This is a genomic window from Dokdonella fugitiva (genome assembly GCF_004342425.1).
GTDB classification, from domain to species: Bacteria; Pseudomonadota; Gammaproteobacteria; order Xanthomonadales; family Rhodanobacteraceae; genus Dokdonella_A; species Dokdonella_A fugitiva.
In genome coordinates, this window is record NZ_SLWQ01000001.1 from 112,342 (window position 1) to 133,443 (window position 21,102).

At 69.8% G+C, this 21,102-nt stretch carries 20 protein-coding genes; 9 read left to right on the forward strand and 11 right to left on the reverse strand.

Features of this window, described 5'->3' with window-relative positions; genetic code table 11:
• Nucleotides 1-38: 38 nt before the first annotated feature.
• Genes EV148_RS00435 through EV148_RS00455 form a run of 5 tightly spaced genes read left to right on the forward strand, consistent with a single transcriptional unit; the run spans nucleotide 39 to nucleotide 5,767 of the window.
• A complete protein-coding gene (locus EV148_RS00435) occupies nucleotides 39-1,859 on the forward strand; it encodes a penicillin-binding protein activator (protein ID WP_131991816.1) in 1,821 nt (606 codons plus the stop codon).
• Entirely contained in the window at nucleotides 1,856-2,242 is a 387-nt protein-coding gene (locus tag EV148_RS00440) for a YraN family protein (RefSeq protein ID WP_131991819.1), read from the forward strand. Before EV148_RS00435 ends, EV148_RS00440 begins: the two co-directional genes overlap by 4 nt.
• A gap of 9 nt (nucleotides 2,243-2,251) precedes the next feature.
• The gene (locus EV148_RS00445; RefSeq protein ID WP_131991822.1) at nucleotides 2,252-2,842 is read left to right on the forward strand and encodes a BON domain-containing protein; all 591 of its coding nucleotides are present in this window, start codon (nucleotides 2,252-2,254) and stop codon (nucleotides 2,840-2,842) included.
• Nucleotides 2,843-2,851: 9 nt separating this feature from the next.
• On the forward strand, nucleotides 2,852-4,216 hold the full coding sequence (locus EV148_RS00450) for an FAD-binding oxidoreductase (RefSeq protein WP_131991825.1): 1,365 nt from the start codon (nucleotides 2,852-2,854) through the stop codon (nucleotides 4,214-4,216).
• Nucleotides 4,217-4,276: 60 nt separating this feature from the next.
• Entirely contained in the window at nucleotides 4,277-5,767 is a 1,491-nt protein-coding gene (locus EV148_RS00455; protein WP_131991828.1) for a hypothetical protein, read from the forward strand.
• A gap of 45 nt (nucleotides 5,768-5,812) precedes the next feature.
• Here EV148_RS00455 and EV148_RS00460 read toward each other — a convergent pair whose 3' ends face one another.
• The 11 genes from EV148_RS00460 to glyA all read right to left on the reverse strand — a co-directional run bounded on the left by EV148_RS00460 (nucleotide 5,813) and on the right by glyA (nucleotide 14,828).
• Nucleotides 5,813-6,304, reverse strand: a complete 492-nt coding sequence (locus EV148_RS00460) for a phosphatidylglycerophosphatase A family protein (protein WP_131991831.1) — start codon at nucleotides 6,302-6,304, stop codon at nucleotides 5,813-5,815.
• A complete protein-coding gene (gene thiL, locus EV148_RS00465) occupies nucleotides 6,301-7,281 on the reverse strand; it encodes a thiamine-phosphate kinase (protein WP_131991834.1) in 981 nt (326 codons plus the stop codon). The genes EV148_RS00460 and thiL overlap by 4 nt, the downstream gene beginning before the upstream one ends.
• An 18-nt stretch (nucleotides 7,282-7,299) precedes the next feature.
• Nucleotides 7,300-7,974, reverse strand: coding sequence for a hypothetical protein (locus EV148_RS00470; RefSeq protein ID WP_131991837.1), 675 nt, complete (start codon nucleotides 7,972-7,974; stop codon nucleotides 7,300-7,302).
• Nucleotides 7,890-8,657: a hypothetical protein gene (locus EV148_RS00475; protein WP_131991840.1), complete on the reverse strand. Its 768-nt coding sequence runs from the start codon at nucleotides 8,655-8,657 to the stop codon at nucleotides 7,890-7,892. The genes EV148_RS00470 and EV148_RS00475 overlap by 85 nt, the downstream gene beginning before the upstream one ends.
• 3 nt (nucleotides 8,658-8,660) lie before the next feature.
• Nucleotides 8,661-9,122: a transcription antitermination factor NusB gene (gene nusB, locus EV148_RS00480; protein WP_131991843.1), complete on the reverse strand. Its 462-nt coding sequence runs from the start codon at nucleotides 9,120-9,122 to the stop codon at nucleotides 8,661-8,663.
• Nucleotides 9,119-9,583 carry a 6,7-dimethyl-8-ribityllumazine synthase gene (gene ribH, locus EV148_RS00485; RefSeq protein ID WP_131991846.1) on the reverse strand — a complete coding sequence of 155 codons (465 nt, stop codon included), beginning with the start codon at nucleotides 9,581-9,583 and terminating at the stop codon, nucleotides 9,119-9,121. Before ribH ends, nusB begins: the two co-directional genes overlap by 4 nt.
• A gap of 382 nt (nucleotides 9,584-9,965) precedes the next feature.
• Complete coding sequence (gene ribB / locus EV148_RS00490) at nucleotides 9,966-11,063, reverse strand: 3,4-dihydroxy-2-butanone-4-phosphate synthase (RefSeq protein WP_131991849.1); 1,098 nt, start codon at nucleotides 11,061-11,063, stop codon at nucleotides 9,966-9,968.
• Between the two features lie 76 nt (nucleotides 11,064-11,139).
• Entirely contained in the window at nucleotides 11,140-11,739 is a 600-nt protein-coding gene (locus EV148_RS00495) for a riboflavin synthase (protein ID WP_131991852.1), read from the reverse strand.
• A 52-nt stretch (nucleotides 11,740-11,791) separates the two neighbouring features.
• Nucleotides 11,792-12,859 carry a bifunctional diaminohydroxyphosphoribosylaminopyrimidine deaminase/5-amino-6-(5-phosphoribosylamino)uracil reductase RibD gene (gene ribD, locus EV148_RS00500; protein WP_131993883.1) on the reverse strand — a complete coding sequence of 356 codons (1,068 nt, stop codon included), beginning with the start codon at nucleotides 12,857-12,859 and terminating at the stop codon, nucleotides 11,792-11,794.
• Between the two features lie 28 nt (nucleotides 12,860-12,887).
• Nucleotides 12,888-13,406 (reverse strand): transcriptional regulator NrdR, encoded by a 519-nt coding sequence (gene nrdR / locus EV148_RS00505; RefSeq protein WP_131991855.1) that lies wholly within the window; start codon nucleotides 13,404-13,406, stop codon nucleotides 12,888-12,890.
• A 165-nt stretch (nucleotides 13,407-13,571) separates the two neighbouring features.
• Nucleotides 13,572-14,828, reverse strand: a complete 1,257-nt coding sequence (glyA, locus tag EV148_RS00510) for a serine hydroxymethyltransferase (RefSeq protein WP_131991858.1) — start codon at nucleotides 14,826-14,828, stop codon at nucleotides 13,572-13,574.
• 207 nt (nucleotides 14,829-15,035) lie between these two features.
• Between glyA and ettA the strand changes: the two genes are divergently transcribed.
• The 4 genes from ettA to EV148_RS00530 all read left to right on the forward strand — a co-directional run bounded on the left by ettA (nucleotide 15,036) and on the right by EV148_RS00530 (nucleotide 21,100).
• Nucleotides 15,036-16,697: an energy-dependent translational throttle protein EttA gene (gene ettA / locus EV148_RS00515; protein ID WP_131991861.1), complete on the forward strand. Its 1,662-nt coding sequence runs from the start codon at nucleotides 15,036-15,038 to the stop codon at nucleotides 16,695-16,697.
• A 16-nt stretch (nucleotides 16,698-16,713) separates the two neighbouring features.
• Nucleotides 16,714-17,703: a tetratricopeptide repeat protein gene (locus EV148_RS00520; RefSeq protein WP_241987970.1), complete on the forward strand. Its 990-nt coding sequence runs from the start codon at nucleotides 16,714-16,716 to the stop codon at nucleotides 17,701-17,703.
• A gap of 115 nt (nucleotides 17,704-17,818) precedes the next feature.
• Nucleotides 17,819-18,637 carry an orotidine-5'-phosphate decarboxylase gene (gene pyrF / locus EV148_RS00525; protein WP_131991867.1) on the forward strand — a complete coding sequence of 273 codons (819 nt, stop codon included), beginning with the start codon at nucleotides 17,819-17,821 and terminating at the stop codon, nucleotides 18,635-18,637.
• Between the two features lie 480 nt (nucleotides 18,638-19,117).
• Nucleotides 19,118-21,100, forward strand: coding sequence for an OPT family oligopeptide transporter (locus EV148_RS00530; protein WP_131991870.1), 1,983 nt, complete (start codon nucleotides 19,118-19,120; stop codon nucleotides 21,098-21,100).
• Nucleotides 21,101-21,102 lie beyond the last annotated feature (2 nt).

Consider the following 21,102-nt stretch of genomic DNA (forward strand, 5'->3'; position numbering starts at 1 on the left):
CCAGCGTAGCGCATCACGCCGCCGGAGGGACGCCACCCATGCTTCGCCGATTCGCTGGAACCGTGATCGCGCGCCACGCCCGCCCCGTCGCGACCGCCCTGCTCTGCGCCGCGCTCGCGGCGTGCGCGACGATGGGCGACCTGTCGCAGCACGTCGCTGGCGGCGGCACCGCCGCGACGGCGCAGGCGGACCATGCCGAACGTCTCTATGCGGACGGCCAGCTCGACCAGGCCGCGAACGAATTCCTCGCCCTCGCCGCGGGTTCGCGCGGTGACGCGGCCGCGCACTACCGCCTGCGCGCGGCCGAGGTGCTGCGTGATCGCGGCGATCTCGATGGCGCGGCGCGCGCGCTCGGCGACATCAAGCGCCGCCGGCTGCACGGCGACGAACCGCAGCGCCTCGACCTGCTCGATGCCGAGATCGCGATCCGGCACGGCGACATCGGCCAGGCGGACGAACTGCTCGCGGGCCTCGGCGACGATCCGTCCGAAGCGGTGCGCGTCCGCGCGCTGGAATTGCGCGCGCGCGCCGACCTCGCGCGCGGCGAGCGGTTCGCCTCGGCGCATTCACGCGCGCTGCTCGATCGCGACCTGCAGGGCGGTGACCGTGAACAGAATCGCCGCCAGCTCGTCGATGCACTCGCCGGGCTCGACGTCGATGCGCTGCGCACGGGTGTCGAACGCCTGCGCGCCGACGATCCGCTGCGGCCGTGGGTCGAACAGGCGCTGCGCGGCAAGGGCCAGCCGCTCGCACGTGCATTGCCCAAGCCGAGCCGGCCGGTCGGCACGATGCAGCCCGGTGGCAACGGTTCGCTGCAGAGCGAGGGCTACAGTTCGCTGCACCATGTCGCCTTGCTGTTGCCGCTGAGCGCGCAATTCGCCACGGTCTCGCAGTCAGTGCGCGACGGCTTCCTCAGCGCGTATTTCGCCGACGCGCGCGAGCGACGCCCGGAATTGCGCATCTACGACTCGGGCCGCACCCCCGCGGACGCGATCGCCGCCTACGAGCGCGCCGTCGCCGATGGCGCCGACCACGTGGTCGGCCCGCTGCAGCGCGAGTCCGTCGGCGAGCTGTTCCACCAGTCGCTGCGGGCGCGCGTGCTCGCCCTCAACCATCCGGATACCGGCGAAGTGCCGCCACCCGGCAGCGCCGAGTTCGGCCTGTTGCCCGACGCCGAAGGCGCGCAGGTGGCCGAGCGCATGATCGCGCGCGGCATCACGCGCGCGGCGATCCTCGCCGCGACCGCGGACTGGGCCGAGCGCGCGGCGCGCGCGTTCCGCGCCCAGTTCGAAGCCGCCGGCGGCGTCATCGCGGGCGAGACGCGCATCCCGGACAAGGACGTGAACTATTCGACGCAGATCCTGCAGGCGACCGGCAGCCTCGGCAGCGGCACGGATGCCGGCGTGTTCGTCAGCACGCGCCCGCAGCAGGCGCGGCTGCTGCTGCCGCAACTCAGGGTCGCGGGCGTCAACCTGCCGGTCTTCGCGACCTCGCACGTCTATGCCGGTGATGCCAACGCCGCGCTCGACCGCGACCTCGATGGCGTCGAGTTCTGCGATGCGCCGTGGCTGTTCGGCAGCATCCCGGGCCGTCCCGACCGCAACCGCGTCGCGACCCGCATCGATACCGCCAACGGGCTCGGCGGGCGCCTGTTCGCGTTCGGCATGGACGCCTACGCGCTGCTGCCGTACATGGACTGGCTGCTCACCCATCCGGACTCGTACCTCAACGGCGCGACCGGCGAACTGACCGCGGACAGTTTCGGGCGCATCCATCGCCTCGTCGGCTGGGCGCGCTTCCAGAACGGCATCGCGCTGCCGATCGACGGCGCGCTCGACAGCGCGCCGCTGCAGCCATGAACCCGGGCGCCGCCGCGCGACGCGAGGCGGGCGCGCGCTACGAGGATTTCGCCTGCGCCGAGCTGCAACGCGCGGGGCTCGTGCCGATCGCGCGCAACTACAGCTGCCGCTACGGCGAGCTCGACCTCGTCATGCGCGACGCGGCCACGCTGGTGTTCGTCGAGGTGCGCTACCGCCGCAGCGGCGGCACCAGCCGCTACGGCGACGGCGCCGAGTCGGTCGGCGCGGCCAAGCGCGCGCGCCTGCAGCGTGCCGCCGCGATGTTCCTCGCCCAGCATCCCGCGTACGCCGACGCCGCCTGCCGCTTCGACGTCGTCGCGATCGCCGGCGACGGTGCGGACGCGCGGGTGCACTGGCTGCGCAACGCTTTCGAAACCGATTGAGGATCCTCCATGCACCGTGTACCGAACCGCGCCCTGTTCCTGCTGCTCTGCGCGCTGCCGCTGTTCGGCGGCTGCGTCGCCGCGGTCGTCGGCGGTGCGGCGGTCGGCGCGAGCGCGGCGCACGATCGCCGCGACGTCGGCACCTACGTCGACGACAAGCGCCTCTCGCTCGGCGTGCACGATGCGTTCAACAAGGACAAGGAACTCGCGCTGCGCAACGACGTGCGCATCGTCGTCTACAACGGCGTGATCCTGCTCGCCGGCGAAGTGCGCACGCCCGAACTCAAGGCGCGCGCCGAACGCCTCGTGAGCGGCTTCGAGGGCACGCGCCGCATCGTCAACGAGCTGGCGGTGCAGGAGCCGGAAGGCTTCTGGTCGCGCCGCCGCGACAACACGATCTCGCTGCACGTGAAGACCGCGCTGCTCGACCTCACGAGCATCGACGGCTTCGATCCGACGCGCGTGAACGTGACCACCGCACACCGCGTCGTCTACCTCATGGGCAAGGTCACGCGCGAGGAGGACGAGGCGGTGACAGGCATCGCGCGCGAGGTCAGCGGCGTTGAGAAGGTCGTCAAGGTGTTCGAGTACGTCGACTGACGTCGCGCCATGCTGACCGCCGCCGCCCTCACCGACCTGCAACGCGTCTTCGCGGGCGATGCGCTGAGCACGGAGCCCGCCGATTGCCTCGTGTACGGGTACGACAACTCCCGGCGCCAGGCGATGCCGGACGCAGTGGTGTTCCCGGCCTCGCACGAACAGGTCGTCGCGCTCGTGCGCACCTGCCGCGAGCATCGGGTTCCACTCGTCGCGCGCGGCCGCGGCACCAATACGACCGGCGCGAGCGTACCGGTGCAGGGCGGCGTCGTCGCGAGCTTCGAGCGCATGAACCGCGTGCTGCGCATCGTCTCCGACGACCGCATCGCGGTGGTCGAGCCGGGGGTGCTGAATGGCGACCTGCAGGCCGCGCTGGCGCCCTACCGGCTGTTCTGGGCACCCGACCCCACTTCGGCACCGTTCTGCTCGGTGGGCGGCAACATCGCCTGCAACGCCGGCGGGCCGCGCGCGGTGAAATACGGCGCCACCCGCGACAACGTGCTCGCGCTGCGCGCGGTAGCCGGCGACGGCACGGAATTCCGCTGCGGCACGCCGACGACGAAGGGCTCGACCGGCTACGACCTCGTGCGCCTGCTCGTCGGCTCCGAAGGCACGCTCGCCCTCGTCACCGAAGCGACGTTGAAGCTCGTCCCGCTCGCGTCCACGAAGCGCACCTTGCGCGCGACCTACGCCGATGTCGGCGCGGCCGCCGGGGCGGTGGCCCGGATCATGGCGCAGCCGGTCACGCCGTGCGCGCTCGAATTCCTCGACGACGAATGCCTGCGCCTCGCGCGCGGCCATGGCGGCGACGCGATCCCGCTCGCCGGCGCGATGCTCGTGATCGAAATCGACGGCGAGGCCGGTACGCTGCCCGCCGCGGTCGATGCGATCGCGCGCGCCGCGCGCGGTGAAGGACTCGAGGATCTCGCGGTCGCCGACGGCGAGGCCGAAGTCGCCGCACTGTGGGCCGCGCGCAAGGCGCTCTCACCCGCATTGCGCACGCTGTCGCCGAACAAGATCAACGAAGACGTGGTCGTACCCGTGAGCCGCGTGCCCGAGCTCGTCGCGGCGACGCGCGCGATCGCCGCGAAGCACGCACTGCCGATCGTCTGCTTCGGCCACGCCGGCAACGGCAACCTGCACGTAAACCTGCTGCCGCGCGACGAAGCGGAGCAGGCGCGCGCCGCGCGCGCGCTCGACGAGCTGTTCGACGTGGTCATCCGCCTCGACGGCACGCTGTCGGGTGAACACGGCATCGGCCTCGCCAAGCGCGAGTTCATGCCGCGCGCGCTCGATGCGCATGCGCTCGCGCTGATGCGCGCGGTCAAGGCGCAGTTCGACCCGGATGGCATCCTGAATCCCGGCAAGCTACTGTAAATGCCGTTGTAGACAACGCGGCAACGGTTGCATCCTTCCGCAGCCCCTGAGGAGCGCTCCATGTCCACGATCCGGATCCGCCGAGGCCTCGTCGCGGCCTGCCTCGCCTGCGCCGCCGTCCCAGCCGCGCAGGCCGTCATGCTCGATCAACGCGGATTGGGCCAGGTGCTCGTCTATCCGTACTACACGGTCAACAGCGGCCAGGACACGCTGCTGACGATCCTCAACACGGCCGACGTCGGCAAGGCCGTGCACGTCGCGTTCCGCGAGGCCTACAACGGTCGCGAGACGCTCACGTTCAACCTGTTCCTGTCCCCGCACGACGCCTGGAGCGCTGCGGTGTCGACGATCGACGGCAGCGCGGGCAGCGGCGCGCGCCTGCTGTCGAGCGACTCGAGCTGCGTGCAGTCGCTGACCTACCCGGCACCGTTCACGACGACGTCTTTCGACGCGAACGCGCCGGCACCGTCGCGCGAGGATACCGGGCCGACCACGCCGGCGCGCACGCGCGAGGGCATGCTCGAAGTCATCGCGCTCGGCGACATCGTGCCGGGAAGCCCGACCGCGATCGCGATCACGCCCGCGGGCAGTACCGGCGAAGGCGCGCGCTCGTGCAACCTGCCGGAACAGGTTGCCACCGACCTCGTCGCGCCGACCGGCGGTCTGGCAGGGAGCGGCGCGATCGCCAACGTCGGCGAAGGCACGTTCTACACTTACGCCGCCGACGCGCTCGTCGGCTTCACCCCTTCCCTGCTGTGGACGGGAACCGCGACTGCGCCCGACCTGTCGAGCGCGCGATCGTCCGCCTCGCAGTTCCCGGACGGCGCGATCGCGAGCGTGTCGTCGCCGTCCGGCGACGCGCTCGCGCTCGACTACGAGAACGCGATCGACGCGGTCAGCGCCGTCTTCATGGCCGACTCGATCTACAACGAATTCGTGATCGGCGCCGCGCTCGGCGCCAATACCGATTGGGTCGTGACGTTCCCGACACGCCAGTTCTACGTCGACAAGGCCCGCTATCCCGGCGTCGACGTGGCCCCGTTCGTCGAGCCGTTCGGCGCCACCGCGAACGGCGAGTCACGCGTATCCGCGTCGACCGAGTCGATGTTCGATCGCGAGGGCGCGTCGGCGTGGCCGCCGGCGGGCAACTGCGGCTCGCCGATCCCATGCCCCAGCCACGTCGCCACGTTCGGTCATCAGGTCGGCGTGCTCGCATTCGCCGACGCAGGCACCAGCGGCGTGTTCGGCTCGCGCCTCGCGGTCCCGCCGATGCTGGCCAGTGCCTGGGATTCGTTCTGGACGCATGGGGACACCGGCGCGCTCACGCTCGATCTCGCGCACGGCGACGGCCAGCATCGCCTGCGTGCCGGTACGACCGGAGACGGCGTGCACGTGCAACTCGCCGGCCTGCCGGTCACGGGCTTCATGGCGTACAACGTCATCAACACCCAGGCCGCGCCCGGACGGCTCGCGAACTACGGCGGCACGTTCCGCCATCGCTCGCGCGCGCGCTGCACGTCGGACGCCGACGCGGGCGATCCCTGCCAGTGACCCGACGCCGGTCTGCCGCGCCGCCGATGCTTCGGCGGGCGCGGCTCAGGTCGCTCGCAATGCGAGCGCGAGGACCAAGGCCGCGTACGCTCCGGCGATGACGTCGTCGAGCATCACGCCGACGCCGCCGTGGATGCGGCGATCGGCCCACGATACCGGCCACGGTTTCCAGACGTCGAACAGGCGGAACAGGCCGAATGCGACGGCGACCCACGGCCATCCGCGCGGCGCCAGCACGAGCGGCAGCAGGGCGATCCACTGACCGACGAATTCGTCGCAGACGACCGCGCCCGGATCGGCGATGCGCAGGCGATCGATCGCGACGTTCGACGCCCATGCGCCGATCGCGAACGCGATCGCGACGACCAGCACGTAGTACGGCACGTCGAGCTCGCGCAATGCGAGCCACGGCACCAGCGCCGCCGCGGATCCGGCCGTGCCCGGCGCCCACGGGCTGAGGCCCGAACCGAAGCCGCACGCAATCCACCCGCCCGGGTGGACGAGCAGCGCGCGCCGCTGCGCGGCGTCGAGTCTCACGCGAAGTGGTCCCAGCCGGAACGTTCGGGCACGAGCTCGCTGCCGTCGCCGTCGAACAGGCGCACGCGCTCACCGGCGACGACGCGGCCGATGCGCGTCGCGCCGCAGCCGATGCGCGCGAGGTCGCGCTGCACGTCGCCCGCACGCGCGGCCGGCACGCAGAACGCGAGTTCGTAGTCGTCGCCGCCGGTCGCCTGCAGCACGAGGCGCTCTTCACGTTCGAACAAGGTCAGCAGCGCCGACGACGCCGGCAGCGCACCGGCATCGATCTCGATGCCGACGCCGCTGCGCTCGGCGATATGGCCGAGATCCGCCAGCAGGCCGTCGGAGACGTCGATGCACGCGCTCGCGACGTCGCGCAGCGCAGCGCCGGCGGCGACCCGCGGCGTCGGCCGGTTGAGTCGCGCGACGAGCGTCTCGCGCGTATCCGGCGGCGCATTGAACAGCGCCTGCGCGCGCGTATCGCGGCGATCGAGGCAGCGCAGGCCGGCCGCGGCGTCGCCGAGCGTGCCGGTCACGAACACGAGATCGCCTGCCTGCGCGCCGTCGCGGCGCAACGCGCGACCCGGCGCGACGAAACCGTGCACGGTCACGCCGATCGCGAGCGGGCCGCGCGTGGTGTCGCCGCCGACGAGGGCGACGCCGTGCTGCGCGGCGAGTTCGGCGTAGCCGTCGATGAACTCGGCGACGAATTCGCGCGTGGCCTCGGGCAGGGTCAGCGCGAGCAGCGACCAGGCCGGTGTCGCGCCCATCGCGGCGAGGTCGGACAGGTTCACCGCGAGCGCCTTCCATCCAAGGTCGTGTGCCGATGTCGCGAACGGGAAATGCACGCCGCCGACGAGGGTGTCGGTGCTGACCGCGAGCTCGTGCCCGGCCGGCGGCGCCAGCAGCGCGGCGTCATCGCCGATGCCGAGGCGCACGTCGGCACGCTGCACCGCGCAGCGCGTGCGGATCAGCTCGATCAGGTCGAATTCCATGCGCCCCCGCCCCTCGCTTCACGGTTCGATGAACGGCACCCGCGCGACCAGCACGACGAGGATGAGCCATTGCAACACGAATACGGTCGCTCGTTGCGCGCGCCCGACTCGCGACAGCGCCAACGCGGCGGGTGCCACGACGAACGGCTGCAGGAACAGCCACACGCGTGCGGTTTCGGCACGCAACAGGCCGGAAACGTCGATCAGCAGGATCGTCGCGACGCCCAGCCACGCCAGCGCCGGGCCAGAGCGACTCACGAACGACCACTCGCGCGCGTCGCGCAGGGACCACGCCAGCAAGGGCAACAACGGCAGCCCTGCAGCGAGCAGGAAGTACAGCGGATCGAGCCCGGCGCACAATGCCCAGGTCCGGTCGGGCAGCGCGATCGCCCGCTGGGTCGCAAGCGCACGCACGAAGCTGGCCGGCGCATCGTAGCCGGTCAGCAGGTACAGCACGGCATGCAGTCCGATCGCGACGCCGGACGCGATCGACGCGATCATCGCGAGGCGCAGCCAAGCGGCCTTCGCGAAGCGCTCGCGACGAAGCAGATGAACCGCGTGCAGGACCGCGAACCCACCGAGTGCGAGCAAATTCCAGGCCATCATGGTCACGACGAAGACGAGCGCACCAAGCATGACCGCCTGTATGGCGGAACCCTCCGTCGCGCGCACCCAGGCGAAGATGACCAGCATCGCCAGCATCGGATAGATCTGATCGAACGCGGGCAAGAACACGACCAGCCCCGGCAACACCGCGTACACGCGCAGGCCTGCAGTCGCGCCGCGGCATCGGTCGTCCACAAGCGCGAGAACAGCCACATCGCCGCCACTCCGCAGGCCGCCAGCAGCGCGATCGCGAGCGCCCCGGCCAAGGGCGCGGCCGAGGCTCCGAACAGGCACAGGAAACCGTAGTAGAACAGCACGCCGCCCGGCGGATGAGTGGATGAATGCAGCGACAGCGTCGCGTGGTCAAAACCAGCCAACCACGTACGCACGTCCGCAATGGCGAGCGCGTCGGTCAGGTAGCTGGTCGCTACGGGCGACGACACGATCGCATGCAGGCGATCGAACGCCTGCGGATACGTGAGCATCGCGAGCACCTGCCAGGCGAAGCTCGCGAGTACCAGCAGGGCCACGCGCATGGCGATATCGCCCCTGGGGGCGGCACCGCCGCGCAATGCCCATGCGAGCGCAAGCAATGGCGGCGCCAGCAGCGCGGCAGTACGAATGGCACCGTGGTCGTGCCAGTGATGGTGCCAGTACGGGGGCGCGATCAGCACGTCGACACCGGTGATGATGCCGGCGACCTGCAGGATCCCGAGCAGCGCAGCAGCTGCGAAGACGAGCGTCGCCGCGCCCATCGGATGCGCGCCCACCCGTCAGCGCCGCGTCGCGCCGTACTCGGCCGCGCGGAACGTCGCGGCGAGCTTGTCGAGCACGCCATTGACGTAGGTATGCCCATGTTCGGCACCGAAGCGCTTGGTCGTCTCCACCGCCTCGTTGATGACGACGCGATACGGCACGTCCAGGCGGTCGCGCAGTTCGTAGGCGGCGATGCGCAGGACCGCGCGCTCGATCGGGTCGACGCGCGCGATCTCGCGATCGAGGAACGGCGCGATCGCGGCGTCGAGTTCCATGTGCGAACGCACGACGCCGCGCACCAGTTCCTCGAAGTACTCGAGGTCGGCGATCTGCATGTCCTGTTCGTGGCGGAACTGGTCGATGACGCCATCGATGCGATTGCCGCTCATCTGCCAGGCATAGATCGCCTGCAGCGCGCGTCGGCGCGCGCGCGAGCGCGCGGCCGGGTCGATGCCGGCGGGTTGCGGGGTCGTCGTCACAGCTGTCTCCACAGATCGGTCATTTCCAGCGCGGCGAGCGCGACTTCCTCGCCCTTGTTGCCGTGCACGCCGCCTGCGCGTGCTTCCGCGTCGGCGTGCCGCTCGACCGCGAGCACGCCGTTCAGCACGGGCAGGCCGTGCTCGAGCGCGACGCGCATGAGGCCCTCGGCGCAGCCGTCCGCGACGTGTTCGTAGTGGCGCGTGTCGCCTCGCACGACGCAGCCGAGCGCGAGGATCGCCGCGACGCGACCGCCGCCGGCGAGCCTGGCTGCGGCCTGCGGGATCTCCCACGCACCGGGCACGCGCACGAGGTCGATCGCCTCGTCGGCGACGCCATGGTCGTGCAGCGCACGGCGCGCGCCGTCGACCAGCACATCGACGATGCGCGGGTTCCAGCGACTCGCGACGATCGCGTAGCGCGCTTGCGCGACGGGGCGCAGTTCGCCGGTGAGGGTGGGCATGGGCGGGAACGAGGGTCGAGGGCTGAGGGCTGGAGTTTAGCGGGGCGTCGCGGTGGTTGCGCGGGCGCCGGCACGCTGGGAAGCGACAAAGCAACGCCATCCCCACCCAACCCTCCCCTTGAAGGGGAGCGCTGGAAGCGCCGCTGCAGACATGACAGTTGCTCCCACATGCGCACGGCGCACGCCCCCTGCAGGCACGCACCCTGCGCGCGACCGTCGCCCCTCGGTGCCTTGCGACGCCGCGGTCGCCCACAGGTTCCTGCAGTGAACGCCAGGCGTTCGCGCGAGGGCGAGAGCATCGCGGTGGCATCGAGACAGTTGGTCCCACAGAAGCGGGGGCCGCATCTGCAGGAGCGGCGGAAGCCGCGACGCTCTTCGGCCCTCAGTCCTCGCTCTCCCCCACATACCCCTCGACCTCGAGCCCGAACCCGGCGAGGCCAACGAGCTTGCGCGGCGTGCCGAGCACGCGCAGCCGGCGCACGCCGAGGTCGGCCAGGATCTGCGCGCCGAGGCCGAGCCGGCGCCATTGCGCGGGCGTGCCGGCCTCGCCGGGTGCGGCGCCGCGCAGGCGCCCGAGCAGTGCATCGGCGTCGTCGTCCGCCGCGAGCACGACGACCACGCCGCGCTCCTCGGCGGCGATGCGCCGCAGCGCGGCGGTCACGGTGAGGCCGAGGTCGTCGCGCTGGAGGTGCAGCACGTCCGAAAGCGTGTTGCGCACGTGCACGCGCGTGAGCACCGGTGCGCCGTCGTCGACGACGCCGCGCACGAGCGCGAAATGCAGTTCGCGCGCGAGCACGTCGCGCCAGGCGACGAGGCGGAAGCGGCCGAATTCGGTATCGACCGTCGCCTCGTGCACGCGCTCGACGGACTTCTCGGTTTCGAGCCGGTAGCGGATCAGGTCGGCGATCGTGCCGATGCGCAGGCCATGCTTCGCCGCGAACGCCTCGAGTTCGGGCCGGCGCGCCATCGTGCCGTCCTCGCTGAGCACCTCGACGAGCACGCCGGCAGGCTCCAGCCCGGCGAGCGCGGCGAGGTCGCTCGCCGCCTCGGTATGTCCGGCGCGCGCGAGCACGCCGCCCGGCGCCGCCGCGAGCGGGAAGATGTGGCCCGGCTGCACGATGTCCTGCGGCCCGGCGCCGACGCGTACCGCCGTGCGGATCGTGTGGGCACGGTCGTAGGCGGAAATGCCGGTCGTGACGCCTTCGGCGGCCTCGATCGAGACGGTGAAGTTGGTGTGGTGCGGCGACGTGTTCGTTTCGACCATGGGTTTCAGGCCGAGTTGGCGGCAGCGCGCGCGCGTCATCGACAGGCAGATCAGCCCGCGCCCCTCGCGCGCCATGAAATTGACGTCCTCCGGGCGCACCTTCTCGGCGGCCATGATGAGGTCGCCCTCGTTCTCGCGGTCCTCGTCGTCGACGATGACGACCATGCGGCCCGCGCGGATGTCGGCGAGCAGTTCGGGAATGGTGGCGAAGGACATGCTGGCAGCCTGTTTCGGTGTGCGGTCGTGCCCGCGCGCGGGCAGCTTCGGTGGGCGGCGCGTCGCCGCGTCGTCGTCACGCGGGCGCGTGTCCCGCGAGCCGTTCGGCGTAGCGCGCGATGAGGTCGACTTCGATGTTCACCGCGTCGCCGACGCTGCGCTCGCCGAACGTCGTCGCCGCGAGCGTGTGCGGGATCAGGGTCACGCCGAAGTCGTCGTCGCCGGCCTCGTTCACGGTGAGGCTGGTGCCGTCGACCGAGATCGAACCCTTGACCGCGACGTAGCGCGCGAGCGCGCGCGGCAGGCCGAAGCGCCAGCGCTGCGACGCGCCGTCGCCGTCCACGCCGAGTACGCGGCCGACGCCGTCGACGTGCCCGGAGACGAGATGCCCGCCGAGGCGGTCGGCGAGGCGCAGCGCCTTCTCGAGGTTCACGCCGGTGCCGACGGCGAGGTTGCCGATCGTCGTGCGCGCGAGCGTCTCGGCCGACACGTCGGCCGCCCAGCACGCCCCCTCGATCGCGACGACGGTGAGGCAGACGCCGGCGACCGCGATGCTGTCGCCCATCGTCACGTCGGCGAGGTCGAGCGCGCCGGCGTCGATGACGAGTCGCGCGCCAGTGCCACGCGACTCACGCGAGGCGATGCGGCCGACGGCCTGGATGATTCCGGTGAACACGGGGTCTCTCTCCTGGTGGTGGCCTTCTCCCGTGGGAAGAAGGGACTCGAACCTAGTCGGCGGCCGGGCGCAACAGCAGGCGGATGTCGTCGCCGACCATGCGTTGCTCGTGCACGCGCAGCCGCGCGCGATCAGCCATGCACGCGAGCGGCGGCAGCGCGAGCAATGCGCGCGCATCGTCGCCGAGCAGCACGGGGGCGACGTACAGCAGCAGCTCGTCGACCAGCCCGGCAGCGAACAGCGCGCCGCCCAGGGTCGGGCCCGCTTCGACCTGCACTTCGTTCATGCCGCGCGCGGCGAGCAGCGCGAGTGCCGCGCCGAGGTCGAGTCCGCTGCCGGCGCGCTCGAGGGCGGCGAGTTCGACCGCGGCGAAACGGTCGTCCCGGGCACGCATGCCCGGCGCATGCAGCACGAGCGTCGGCGCGCAGCCGTCGAGCACGTGCGCGCCGCGCGGCGTGCGCAAGTCGGAGTCGAGCACGACGCGCAGCGGCCCGACGGCGTCGGCCGGCGCGTCGTCGAGGCGCACGGTGAGGCGCGGATCGTCGGCGAGTACGGTGCCGCTGCCGGTGAGTAGCGCGCAACTGCGCGCGCGCCAGCGCTGCACGTCGGTGCGCGCAGCTTCGCCGGTGATCCATTTCGACTCGCCGCCGGCGAGCGCGGTGCGGCCGTCGAGGCTCATAGCGAGCTTGAGCCGCAGCCACGGGCGGTTGCGTTCGACGCGCGCGAAGAAGCCTCTGTTGAGTTCGCGCGCGGCGTCGCGCATGAGTCCGGTTTCGACCGCGATGCCCGCCGCGCGCAGGCGCTCTAGCCCACCGCCGCCGCGCTGGGCCGCATCTTCGGCCGCGATCACCACGCGCGCGACACCGGCATCGACGAGCGCATCGGCGCACGGCGGCGTGCGGCCGTGCAGGCCGCAGGGTTCGAGCGTCACGTAGGCGGTCGCGCCGCGCGCGTCGGCGCCGGCCGCCTGCAGCGCGAGCACTTCCGCGTGGGGTTCGCCCGCGCGCCGGTGCCAGCCTTCGCCGACGATCGCGTCGCCACGCGCGATCACGCAGCCGACGCGCGGGTTCGGTCGGGTCGTCGCGAGGCCATGCGCGGCGAGGCGCAGCGCGTGCGCCATCAGCGCGTGGTCGTGAGGCGCGAACACGTCAGCTCTTGGCCTTGCCCGGCTTGGGGTCGCCGAGCAGCGACAGTTGCAGGCCTTCGAGCGAGGGCAGGTCGCGCTCGAGCCGTTCGATCTCCTCACGGAACGCCTGCACGTCCTCGAAGCTGCGATACACCGAGGCGAAGCGCACGTAGGCGACGTGGTCGAGCGTCTTCAGCTCGCGCATGACGAGTTCGCCGATGCGCATCGACGGCACCTCGCGCTCGCCGCTGCGGCGCAGGCTTTCGACCACCGCGCGCACGGCCGCATCGACCTGCTCGCTGCCGACCGGGCGCTTCTGCAGCGCGCGCATGAAGCCGGTGCGCAGCTTGCCTTCGTCGAACGCTTCGCGCCGGCCGTCACCCTTGACGACGTTCGGCAGCTTGATTTCGGCGGTTTCGAACGTGTTGAACCGCTCGCCGCAGGCCTCGCATTCGCGCCGGCGGCGGATCGTGCTGCCGTCGTCGGAGACGCGCGAGTCTATGACGCGGGTGTCTTCGTGCTGGCAGAACGGGCAGTGCATCGGAGAGACGTGATTGGTGATTCGTGATTGGTGGTGGAGATTGGTGGTGGTGATTGGCGGCAACGATTCGATCGCGGCCAGTGGATGAAAACGGCAGTTCGAAAGGAGTCGACCGGCTCCGTCGAGCCGGCTGTGGCCGAATCACGAATCACCCATCACGGCTTCTCAGCCATACACCGGATACCGACGACACTGCGCGGTGACCTGCTCGCGCACGCGCGCGATCACGCCGGCATCGCCGGGCGCGTCGAGAACGTCGCAGATCCAGTTGGCGAGGTCGACGCAGTCCTGCTCCCTGTAGCCGCGCGTGGTCACCGCGGGCGTGCCGACGCGCAGGCCCGAGGTGACGAACGGCGAGCGCGGGTCGTTCGGCACCGCGTTCTTGTTGACCGTGATGTGCGCCTCGCCGAGCGCGGCCTCGGCATCCTTGCCCGTCACGTCGCGGCCGATCAGGTCGATCAGCATGAGATGGTTCTCGGTGCCACCGGAGACGATCCTGTAGCCACGCGCGATGAACGCGCCGGCCATCGCCTGCGCATTCTTCACGACCTGGCGCTGGTAGTCCTTGAACGCGGGCTCGAGCGCTTCCTTGAAGGCGACCGCCTTGGCCGCGATCACGTGCATGAGCGGACCGCCCTGGATGCCCGGGAAGACGACGCTCTGCAGCTTCTTGACGAGGTCTTCCGACGCGTTCTTCGCGACGATGATGCCGCCGCGCGGGCCGCGCAGCGTCTTGTGCGTGGTCGACGTCACGACGTGCGCGTGCGGCAGCGGACTCGGGTAGACGCCCGCGGCGACGAGGCCGGCGATGTGCGCCATGTCGACGAACAGCCAGGCGCCGACCTTGTCGGCGATCGCGCGGAAGCGCGCCCAGTCGAGCACCTGCGAATAGGCCGAGAAACCGGCGACGACCATCTTCGGCTTGTGCTCGAGCGCGAGCCTCTCGATCTCGTCGTAGTCGACGCGGCCCGTGGCCGGATCGATGCCGTACTGCACGGCGTTGAAGATCTTGCCGCTGAGGTTGACCTTCGCGCCGTGCGTGAGATGGCCGCCGTGGGCGAGGCTCATGCCGAGGATCGTGTCACCGGGGCTCAGCAGCGCGAAATAGACCGCCTGGTTGGCCTGCGAGCCCGAGTGCGGCTGCACGTTCGCGTAGTCGGCGTCGAAGAGCCGCTTGACCCGTTCGATCGCGAGCGACTCGGCGACGTCCACGTATTCGCAGCCGCCGTAATAGCGCTTGCCCGGATAGCCCTCGGCGTACTTGTTGGTCAGCACCGAGCCCTGCGCCTCGAGCACGCGCGGGCTCGCGTAGTTCTCGGACGCGATCAGCTCGACGTGGTCCTCCTGGCGGCGGCGCTCGGCGGCGATCGCCTGGGCGAGTTCGGGATCGAAGCCTTCGATACGGGCATCCTTGGAAAACATCGGCGCGTCACCTGGGCAGGACGGGGGAACCGCTCATTTTACCGGTTTATGCGCGCCGCGGCGGGCTTTGCCCGCGCGCCGATTTGGCCGTCCGAACCGGGCGCATGACGGCTGCCCCGCCGATCGGCGATAATGCCCGGCTATCCCGCAGATTCCACGCCCGGAGCGCACCCGCGCCGCCGGCGCGTCCACGCCCGGAGCCCAGGCATGCAATACATCTACACGATGATCGGCGTCAGCAAGGTCGTCCCGCCCAAGCGCCAGATCATCAAGGACATTTCCCTGTCGTTCTTCCCGGGCGCGAAGATCGGCCTGCTCGGCCTGAACGGCGCCGGCAAGTCGACCGTGCTGAAGATCATGGCCGGCGTCGACACCGACTTCCAGGGCGAGGCGCGACCGCAGCCGGGCATCAAGGTCGGCTACCTCGCGCAGGAACCGCAGATCGACCCCGGCAAGACCGTGCGCGAAGCCGTCGAGGAAGGCGTGTCGGAAGTGCTCGACGCGCAGAAGCGCCTCGAAGAGGTCTACGCCGCGTACGGCGAGGAAGGCGCCGATTTCGACAAGCTCGCCGCCGAGCAGCAGCGCCTCGAGAACATCCTCGCCGCGTCCGACGCCCATGCGCTCGAGCGCCAGCTCGAGGTCGCCGCCGACGCGCTGCGTCTGCCGCCGTGGGACGCGGTCGTCGGCAAGCTGTCGGGCGGCGAGAAGCGCCGCGTCGCGCTGTGCCGCCTGCTGCTGTCCAAGCCCGACATGCTGCTGCTCGACGAACCGACCAACCACCTCGACGCCGAATCGGTCGAGTGGCTCGAGCACTTCCTCGCCGATTTCCCCGGCACGGTCGTCGCTGTCACCCACGATCGCTACTTCCTCGACAATGCGGCCGAATGGATCCTCGAGCTCGACCGCGGCCGTGGCATCCCGTGGAAGGGCAACTATTCCTCGTGGCTCGAGCAGAAGGACGAGCGCCTCAAGCAGGAAGAGAACCAGGAGAAAGCGCGCCAGAAGGCGATCCAGCGCGAACTCGAGTGGGCGCGCCAGAATGCCAAGGGCGGCCGCTCCAAGGGCAAGGCGCGCCTCGCGCGCATCGAGGAGCTGCAATCGGTCGAGTACCAGAAGCGCAACGAGACCAACGAGATCTTCATCCCGCCGGGCGAGCGCCTCGGCAGCTCGGTGATGGAGTTCAGGAACGTCTCGAAGTCGTTCGGCGACCGCCTGCTCATCGACGATCTCAGCTTCATCGTGCCGCCGGGATCGATCGTCGGCATCATCGGCCCGAACGGCGCCGGCAAGTCGACCCTGTTCAAGATGATCACGGGCCAGGAAAAGCCCGACAAGGGCGAGATCATCGTCGGTCCGACGGTCAAGATCGCCTACGTCGACCAGAGCCGCGAAAAGCTCGAAGGCAACCACAACGTGTTCCAGGAAGTCTCCGGCGGCGCCGACATCCTGAACATCAACGGCATCGAGATCCAGTCGCGCGCGTACATCGGCCGCTTCAACTTCAAGGGCCAGGACCAGCAGAAGATGGTGGGCTCGCTGTCCGGCGGCGAACGCGGCCGCCTGCATCTCGCCAAGACCCTGCTGCAGGGCGGCAACGTGCTGCTGCTCGACGAACCGTCGAACGACCTCGACATCGAAACCCTGCGCGCGCTCGAGGATGCGCTGCTCGAGTTCCCGGGCAATGCGTTCGTGATCTCGCACGACCGCTGGTTCCTCGACCGCATCGCCACGCACATCCTCGCCTTCGAAGGCGACTCGCACGTCGAGTTCTTCCAGGGCAACTACCGCGAGTACGAGGAAGACAAGAAGCGCCGCCTCGGCGACGAGGCCGCCCAGCCGCACCGCCTGCGCTACAAGAAGCTCGCCTGACGGAGCAGCCGTGGACATGCAGCACGCGAGCGCGGTCGAACAGGTATCCGTGCTCGTGCGCAGCATGGATCGGGCAACGTTGGGTCGGACCCTGGATTCGATCGCCGCGCAGACGTGGCCGTCGGTCGAGATCGTGGTCGCCGCGGCTTGCGGACATGCCCACCGGCCGCTGCCCGACCACCATCGCGGCCGCCCGCTGCGGCTGGTCCGTGCCGAAGCCGACGGCGTGCTGCCACGGCCGGTGGCCGCCAACCTGTGCCTGGGCGCGGCATGCGGCGAATGGCTCAATTTCCTCGACGACGACGATGAATTCCTGCCGGGCCATCTCGAAACCCTGCTCCGAGCGCCGCGTGCTTCCGGTGAGCGCGTCGTGTATTCGCGCACGCGCGTGGTGGATCCCGCGGGCGCAACGATCGGCCATTGCGGATTCGCCGGATTCCATGCGCAGCTCTACTACCAGTCGCGCTCGACTCCGGCCGGGACGCTGTTCCACCGCAGCCTCTTGGACGAGGGCGCGCGTTTCGACGAGCAGTTCGACCTGATCGAGGACCACGACTTCTTCGTCAACCTCGCGACGCGCACGGCGTTCCGCTTCGTCGACGAGGTCACCGGCATCTGGCACGCGCACGCGGGTGAATCCGGCGCCGGCTTCGGCCACAACTACACGCCGGAACGACTCGAGCCGTACTACGCGAAGCTGCGCGAGAAATGGAAGGACGCCTTCGCGGACTGGACCGGCCGCCCGGAGGCGCTGCTCTTCCTCGGCCAGCACGCGCTGCGCTCGGGCGACGGCGAACGCGCGATCGACCATCTCGAACGCGCCCTGCGACTCGCGCCGAACGACATCAATGCCCTGAACCTGTGCGGGATGGCCAACTACAAGACCGGCAGGCTCGAGCGCGCGGAGGCGTTGTTCCTGAATGCCTCGCGCATGCTGCCCTCGCACGCGGGGATCGCCGAGAACCTCGCCATGGTGCGCGCCGCCCGCAAGGCCGCCAGGAAGTAGGTGATGTATATTCCGGCAGGTGGTCGTTGTCGCGCGAGGCGCGCGCGTCGCCCGACGGACGTCGGTACACGACCTTCATCTCCGCCGGACAGGCGGACCACCGCGGGAACACGGCGTGCATTTTCTCGAAACAGTACGACGGCGCTGGCAGGATGCGGACACGCTCGTCTGCGTGGGCCTCGATCCGGAACCGACCAGGTTCCCGGCATGCCTGGCCGGCGATCCCGACGCGGTGTTCGCGTTCTGCCGCGCGATCGTGGACGCGACCGCCGACCTCGTCTGCGCGTTCAAGCCGCAGATCGCGCACTTCGCCGCGCACGGCGCGGAAGACGCGCTTGAACGGCTCATCGCGCACGTCCACGCCACGCATCCCGGCGTACCGGTGATCCTCGATGCCAAGCGCGGCGACATCGGCTCGACCGCGCAGCACTACGCCGCCGAAGCCTTCGAGCGCTATCGCGCCGATGCGGTCACGGTGAACCCGTATCTCGGCCGCGATTCGGTGCAGCCATTCCTCGACCGTGCCGACAAGGGCGTGATCCTGCTCTGCCGCACCTCCAATCCCGGTTCGCGCGACCTGCAGGAACTCGACGTCGGCAGCCGCAAGCTCTACCAGCACGTCGCCGAACTCGTCGCGCGCGAATGGAACGGCAACGGCAACTGCGCGCTCGTCGTCGGCGCGACCTGGCCGGAAGAACTCGCCGACGTGCGAAGCCGCATCGGCGACGTGCCGCTGCTCGTGCCCGGCGTCGGCGCGCAAGGCGGCGACGTCGAAGCCGTGGTGAAGAATGGCCGCACCGCGGATGGCACGGGACTCATGATCAGCTCGTCGCGCGCAATCCTCTACGCGTCCAACGGCGAGGGCTTCGCCGATGCAGCGCGGCGTGCCGCAATGAGCCTGCGCGACGGCATCAATCGGCATCGAAACCCATAGGGGCAACTCTGTCTTTACACCGCCGCCCTAACCCGCCATGGTGTGCCACCGTGGAGCCTTCACTTGTCGCAATGGGCTTGGCCATTCAAAGACACGAGGTCGGTCCTGTTCGGGAAGCCTCGGGACTAGTCGAGTCGACCGAGAATCGACGCTTATTTTGGACCGATCTATGATGACCAACTATCTACACACTTCGGGGGCCTTGTGAGAAAGAGCGGCGGAATCATCTCACTGATTGCGGGAATTCTCGCAATATTTGCGGCCGTAACTACCTTGTTTTTCGGGGGCCTAGGGACTGCTTTTGAAATCGAGCACGCCGGTTCGATCATAGGCGCAGGCTGGCTAGGGCTCCTGTTTTCGTTCGCCGCAGTAGTCCTTGGTGCGCTGGCGATCAATACAAGATCCAGAGCAATTGGTGGCTGCTTGATCCTGTGTAGCGTGTTGGGAGCGGTCTCCGGCGGAATCCTGGTCGCTATCTGCATGATATTGGTGCTGATTGGCGGCATCCTGGCAACAATCGATGCGGCATCCGGAGCCCCCCGGCCGAATCAACAGCTCACTGGACGTGCAATAGTCCTCTCGATCGTCCTGGCGATGATCCTCGCCGCCGCGAACGCCTATCTCGGCCTGTTCGCCGGCCTCACCATCGCCACGGCCATCCCGGCGGCGGTCGTGTCGATGGCCGTGTTGCGGCTGCTCGGCGGCGGCACGATCCTCGAGAACAACATCGTGCAGACGGGCGCCTCGGCCGGCTCGTCGATCGCGGCAGGCGTGATCTTCACGATCCCCGCGTTGGTCATGCTCGGCGCGTGGCAGGACTTCAAGTATTCGTGGGTGCTCGCGATCGCCGGCCTCGGTGGCCTGCTCGGCGTCCTCTTCTCGGTGCCGCTGCGCCGTTCGATGATCATCGAAGAGCCGCTCGCATTTCCTGAAGGCAAGGCGGCCGCCGAAGTGCTGCGCGCAGGCGAGAATCCCGGGCCGGGCGTGAAGATCCTCGCCGTCGCGGGCGCGATCGGCGCCGTGGTCAAGCTCGCCGCCGAAAGCGGCATGCGCCTCATCCCGGACAACGCGACCTGGTCCGGTTTCTTCGGCAAGTTCCTCGGCTACATGGGCACGAACCTGTCGCCGGCGCTGCTCGGCGTCGGCTACATCATCGGCCTCAACGTGAGCATCGTCGTCGTGTCGGGCAGCATCCTGTCCTACAACATCGCGATTCCGCTCTACCACGCGTTCTTCATGAACCATGACCCCGCGCTCGCCGCCCAGCTCGCCGGCGCGAGCGCAGCCGATGCGGCCGCACTGATCCGCTCGGCGCAGGTGCGCTACCTCGGCGTCGGCGCGATGCTCATCGGCGGCGTCTGGACGCTGTTCTCCCTGCGCAAATCGCTCGTCTCCGGCATCCGGAGCGGCATCGCCGCGGCACGCAAGAGCGGCGGCGCGGTCGCGGTCGCCGAAACCGAACGCGACCTGCCGATGAAGTGGATGCTGATCGCCCTCGTCGCGTTCACCCTGCCGCTGCTCGCGCTCTACCAGGCGATCGTCGGCATGTGGACGGTGAGCGTGCCGATGACGATCATCATGATCGTCGCCGGGTTCCTGTTCGTGTCGGTATCGGGCTACCTCGCCGGACTCGTCGGCTCGTCGAACAATCCGGTTTCGGGCATCACGATCGCGACGATCCTGTTCGCCTCGGTCGTGCTCATGCTCCTGCTCGGTCACGAATCGAAGATCGGCCCGGTCGCAGCGATCATGATCGGCGCCGTGGTGTGCTGCGCGGCCGCGGTCGGCGGCGACAACCTGCAGGATCTCAAGGCCGGCTACCTCGTCGGCGCGACGCCGTGGAAGCAGCAGCTCATGCTGATGATCGGCGCGTTCTCCTGCGCGCTCGTGATGGCACCGGTGCTGAACCTGCTGTCGGCCGCGTACGGCATCGGCCCGAAGACACCCGATCACCCGAACTCGCTCGAAGCGCCGCAGGCAATGCTCATGAAGTCGGTCGCAGAAGGCCTGTTCGGCGGCCACCTGCCATGGGACATGATCGGCATCGGTGCGCTCATCGGCGCGGCGATCATCGCGCTCGACGAGTGGCTCAAGCGCCGCGGTTCGCATTTCCGCGTGCCCGTGCTCGGTGCCGCGATCGGCATCTACCTGCCGATCGAACTCATGGTGCCGATCTTCCTCGGCGGCCTGATTTCCTGGCTCGTCGAGCGTGCGCACGGCGTGCACCCCCACGACGAGGAGGAACGCGACCGCGTGCATCGTCCGGGCACCCTGTTCTCGGCCGGCCTCATCACGGGCGAAGCGCTCATGGGCATCCTCATCGCGATCCCGATCGTCGTGTCGAGCCGCGCGGACGTGCTGGCGGCACCCGAGGCGCTGCACTTCAACAAGTACGTCGGCCTCGTCGTCCTCGCCTTCGTCGGCTGGCTGCTCTACCGCAGCGCGGCGAAGAAGTCCGCCTGACC

What these genes read in the sequence shown, in the direction of transcription:
- EV148_RS00435 (WP_131991816.1), top strand. Translation starts at nt 39, where the DNA reads ATGCTTCGCCGATTCGCTGGAACCGTGATCGCGCGCCACGCCCGCCCC.
- EV148_RS00440 (WP_131991819.1), top strand. Translation starts at nt 1,856, where the DNA reads ATGAACCCGGGCGCCGCCGCGCGACGCGAGGCGGGCGCGCGCTACGAG.
- EV148_RS00445 (WP_131991822.1), top strand. Translation starts at nt 2,252, where the DNA reads ATGCACCGTGTACCGAACCGCGCCCTGTTCCTGCTGCTCTGCGCGCTG.
- EV148_RS00450 (WP_131991825.1), top strand. Translation starts at nt 2,852, where the DNA reads ATGCTGACCGCCGCCGCCCTCACCGACCTGCAACGCGTCTTCGCGGGC.
- EV148_RS00455 (WP_131991828.1), top strand. Translation starts at nt 4,277, where the DNA reads ATGTCCACGATCCGGATCCGCCGAGGCCTCGTCGCGGCCTGCCTCGCC.
- thiL (WP_131991834.1), bottom strand. Translation starts at nt 7,281, where the DNA reads ATGGAATTCGACCTGATCGAGCTGATCCGCACGCGCTGCGCGGTGCAG.
- EV148_RS00470 (WP_131991837.1), bottom strand. Translation starts at nt 7,974, where the DNA reads ATGCTGGTCATCTTCGCCTGGGTGCGCGCGACGGAGGGTTCCGCCATA.
- ribH (WP_131991846.1), bottom strand. Translation starts at nt 9,583, where the DNA reads ATGCCCACCCTCACCGGCGAACTGCGCCCCGTCGCGCAAGCGCGCTAC.
- ribB (WP_131991849.1), bottom strand. Translation starts at nt 11,063, where the DNA reads ATGTCCTTCGCCACCATTCCCGAACTGCTCGCCGACATCCGCGCGGGC.
- ribD (WP_131993883.1), bottom strand. Translation starts at nt 12,859, where the DNA reads ATGGCGCACGCGCTGCGCCTCGCCGCGCATGGCCTCGCGACGACCCGA.
- nrdR (WP_131991855.1), bottom strand. Translation starts at nt 13,406, where the DNA reads ATGCACTGCCCGTTCTGCCAGCACGAAGACACCCGCGTCATAGACTCG.
- glyA (WP_131991858.1), bottom strand. Translation starts at nt 14,828, where the DNA reads ATGTTTTCCAAGGATGCCCGTATCGAAGGCTTCGATCCCGAACTCGCC.
- ettA (WP_131991861.1), top strand. Translation starts at nt 15,036, where the DNA reads ATGCAATACATCTACACGATGATCGGCGTCAGCAAGGTCGTCCCGCCC.
- EV148_RS00520 (WP_241987970.1), top strand. Translation starts at nt 16,714, where the DNA reads ATGCAGCACGCGAGCGCGGTCGAACAGGTATCCGTGCTCGTGCGCAGC.
- EV148_RS00530 (WP_131991870.1), top strand. Translation starts at nt 19,118, where the DNA reads ATGATATTGGTGCTGATTGGCGGCATCCTGGCAACAATCGATGCGGCA.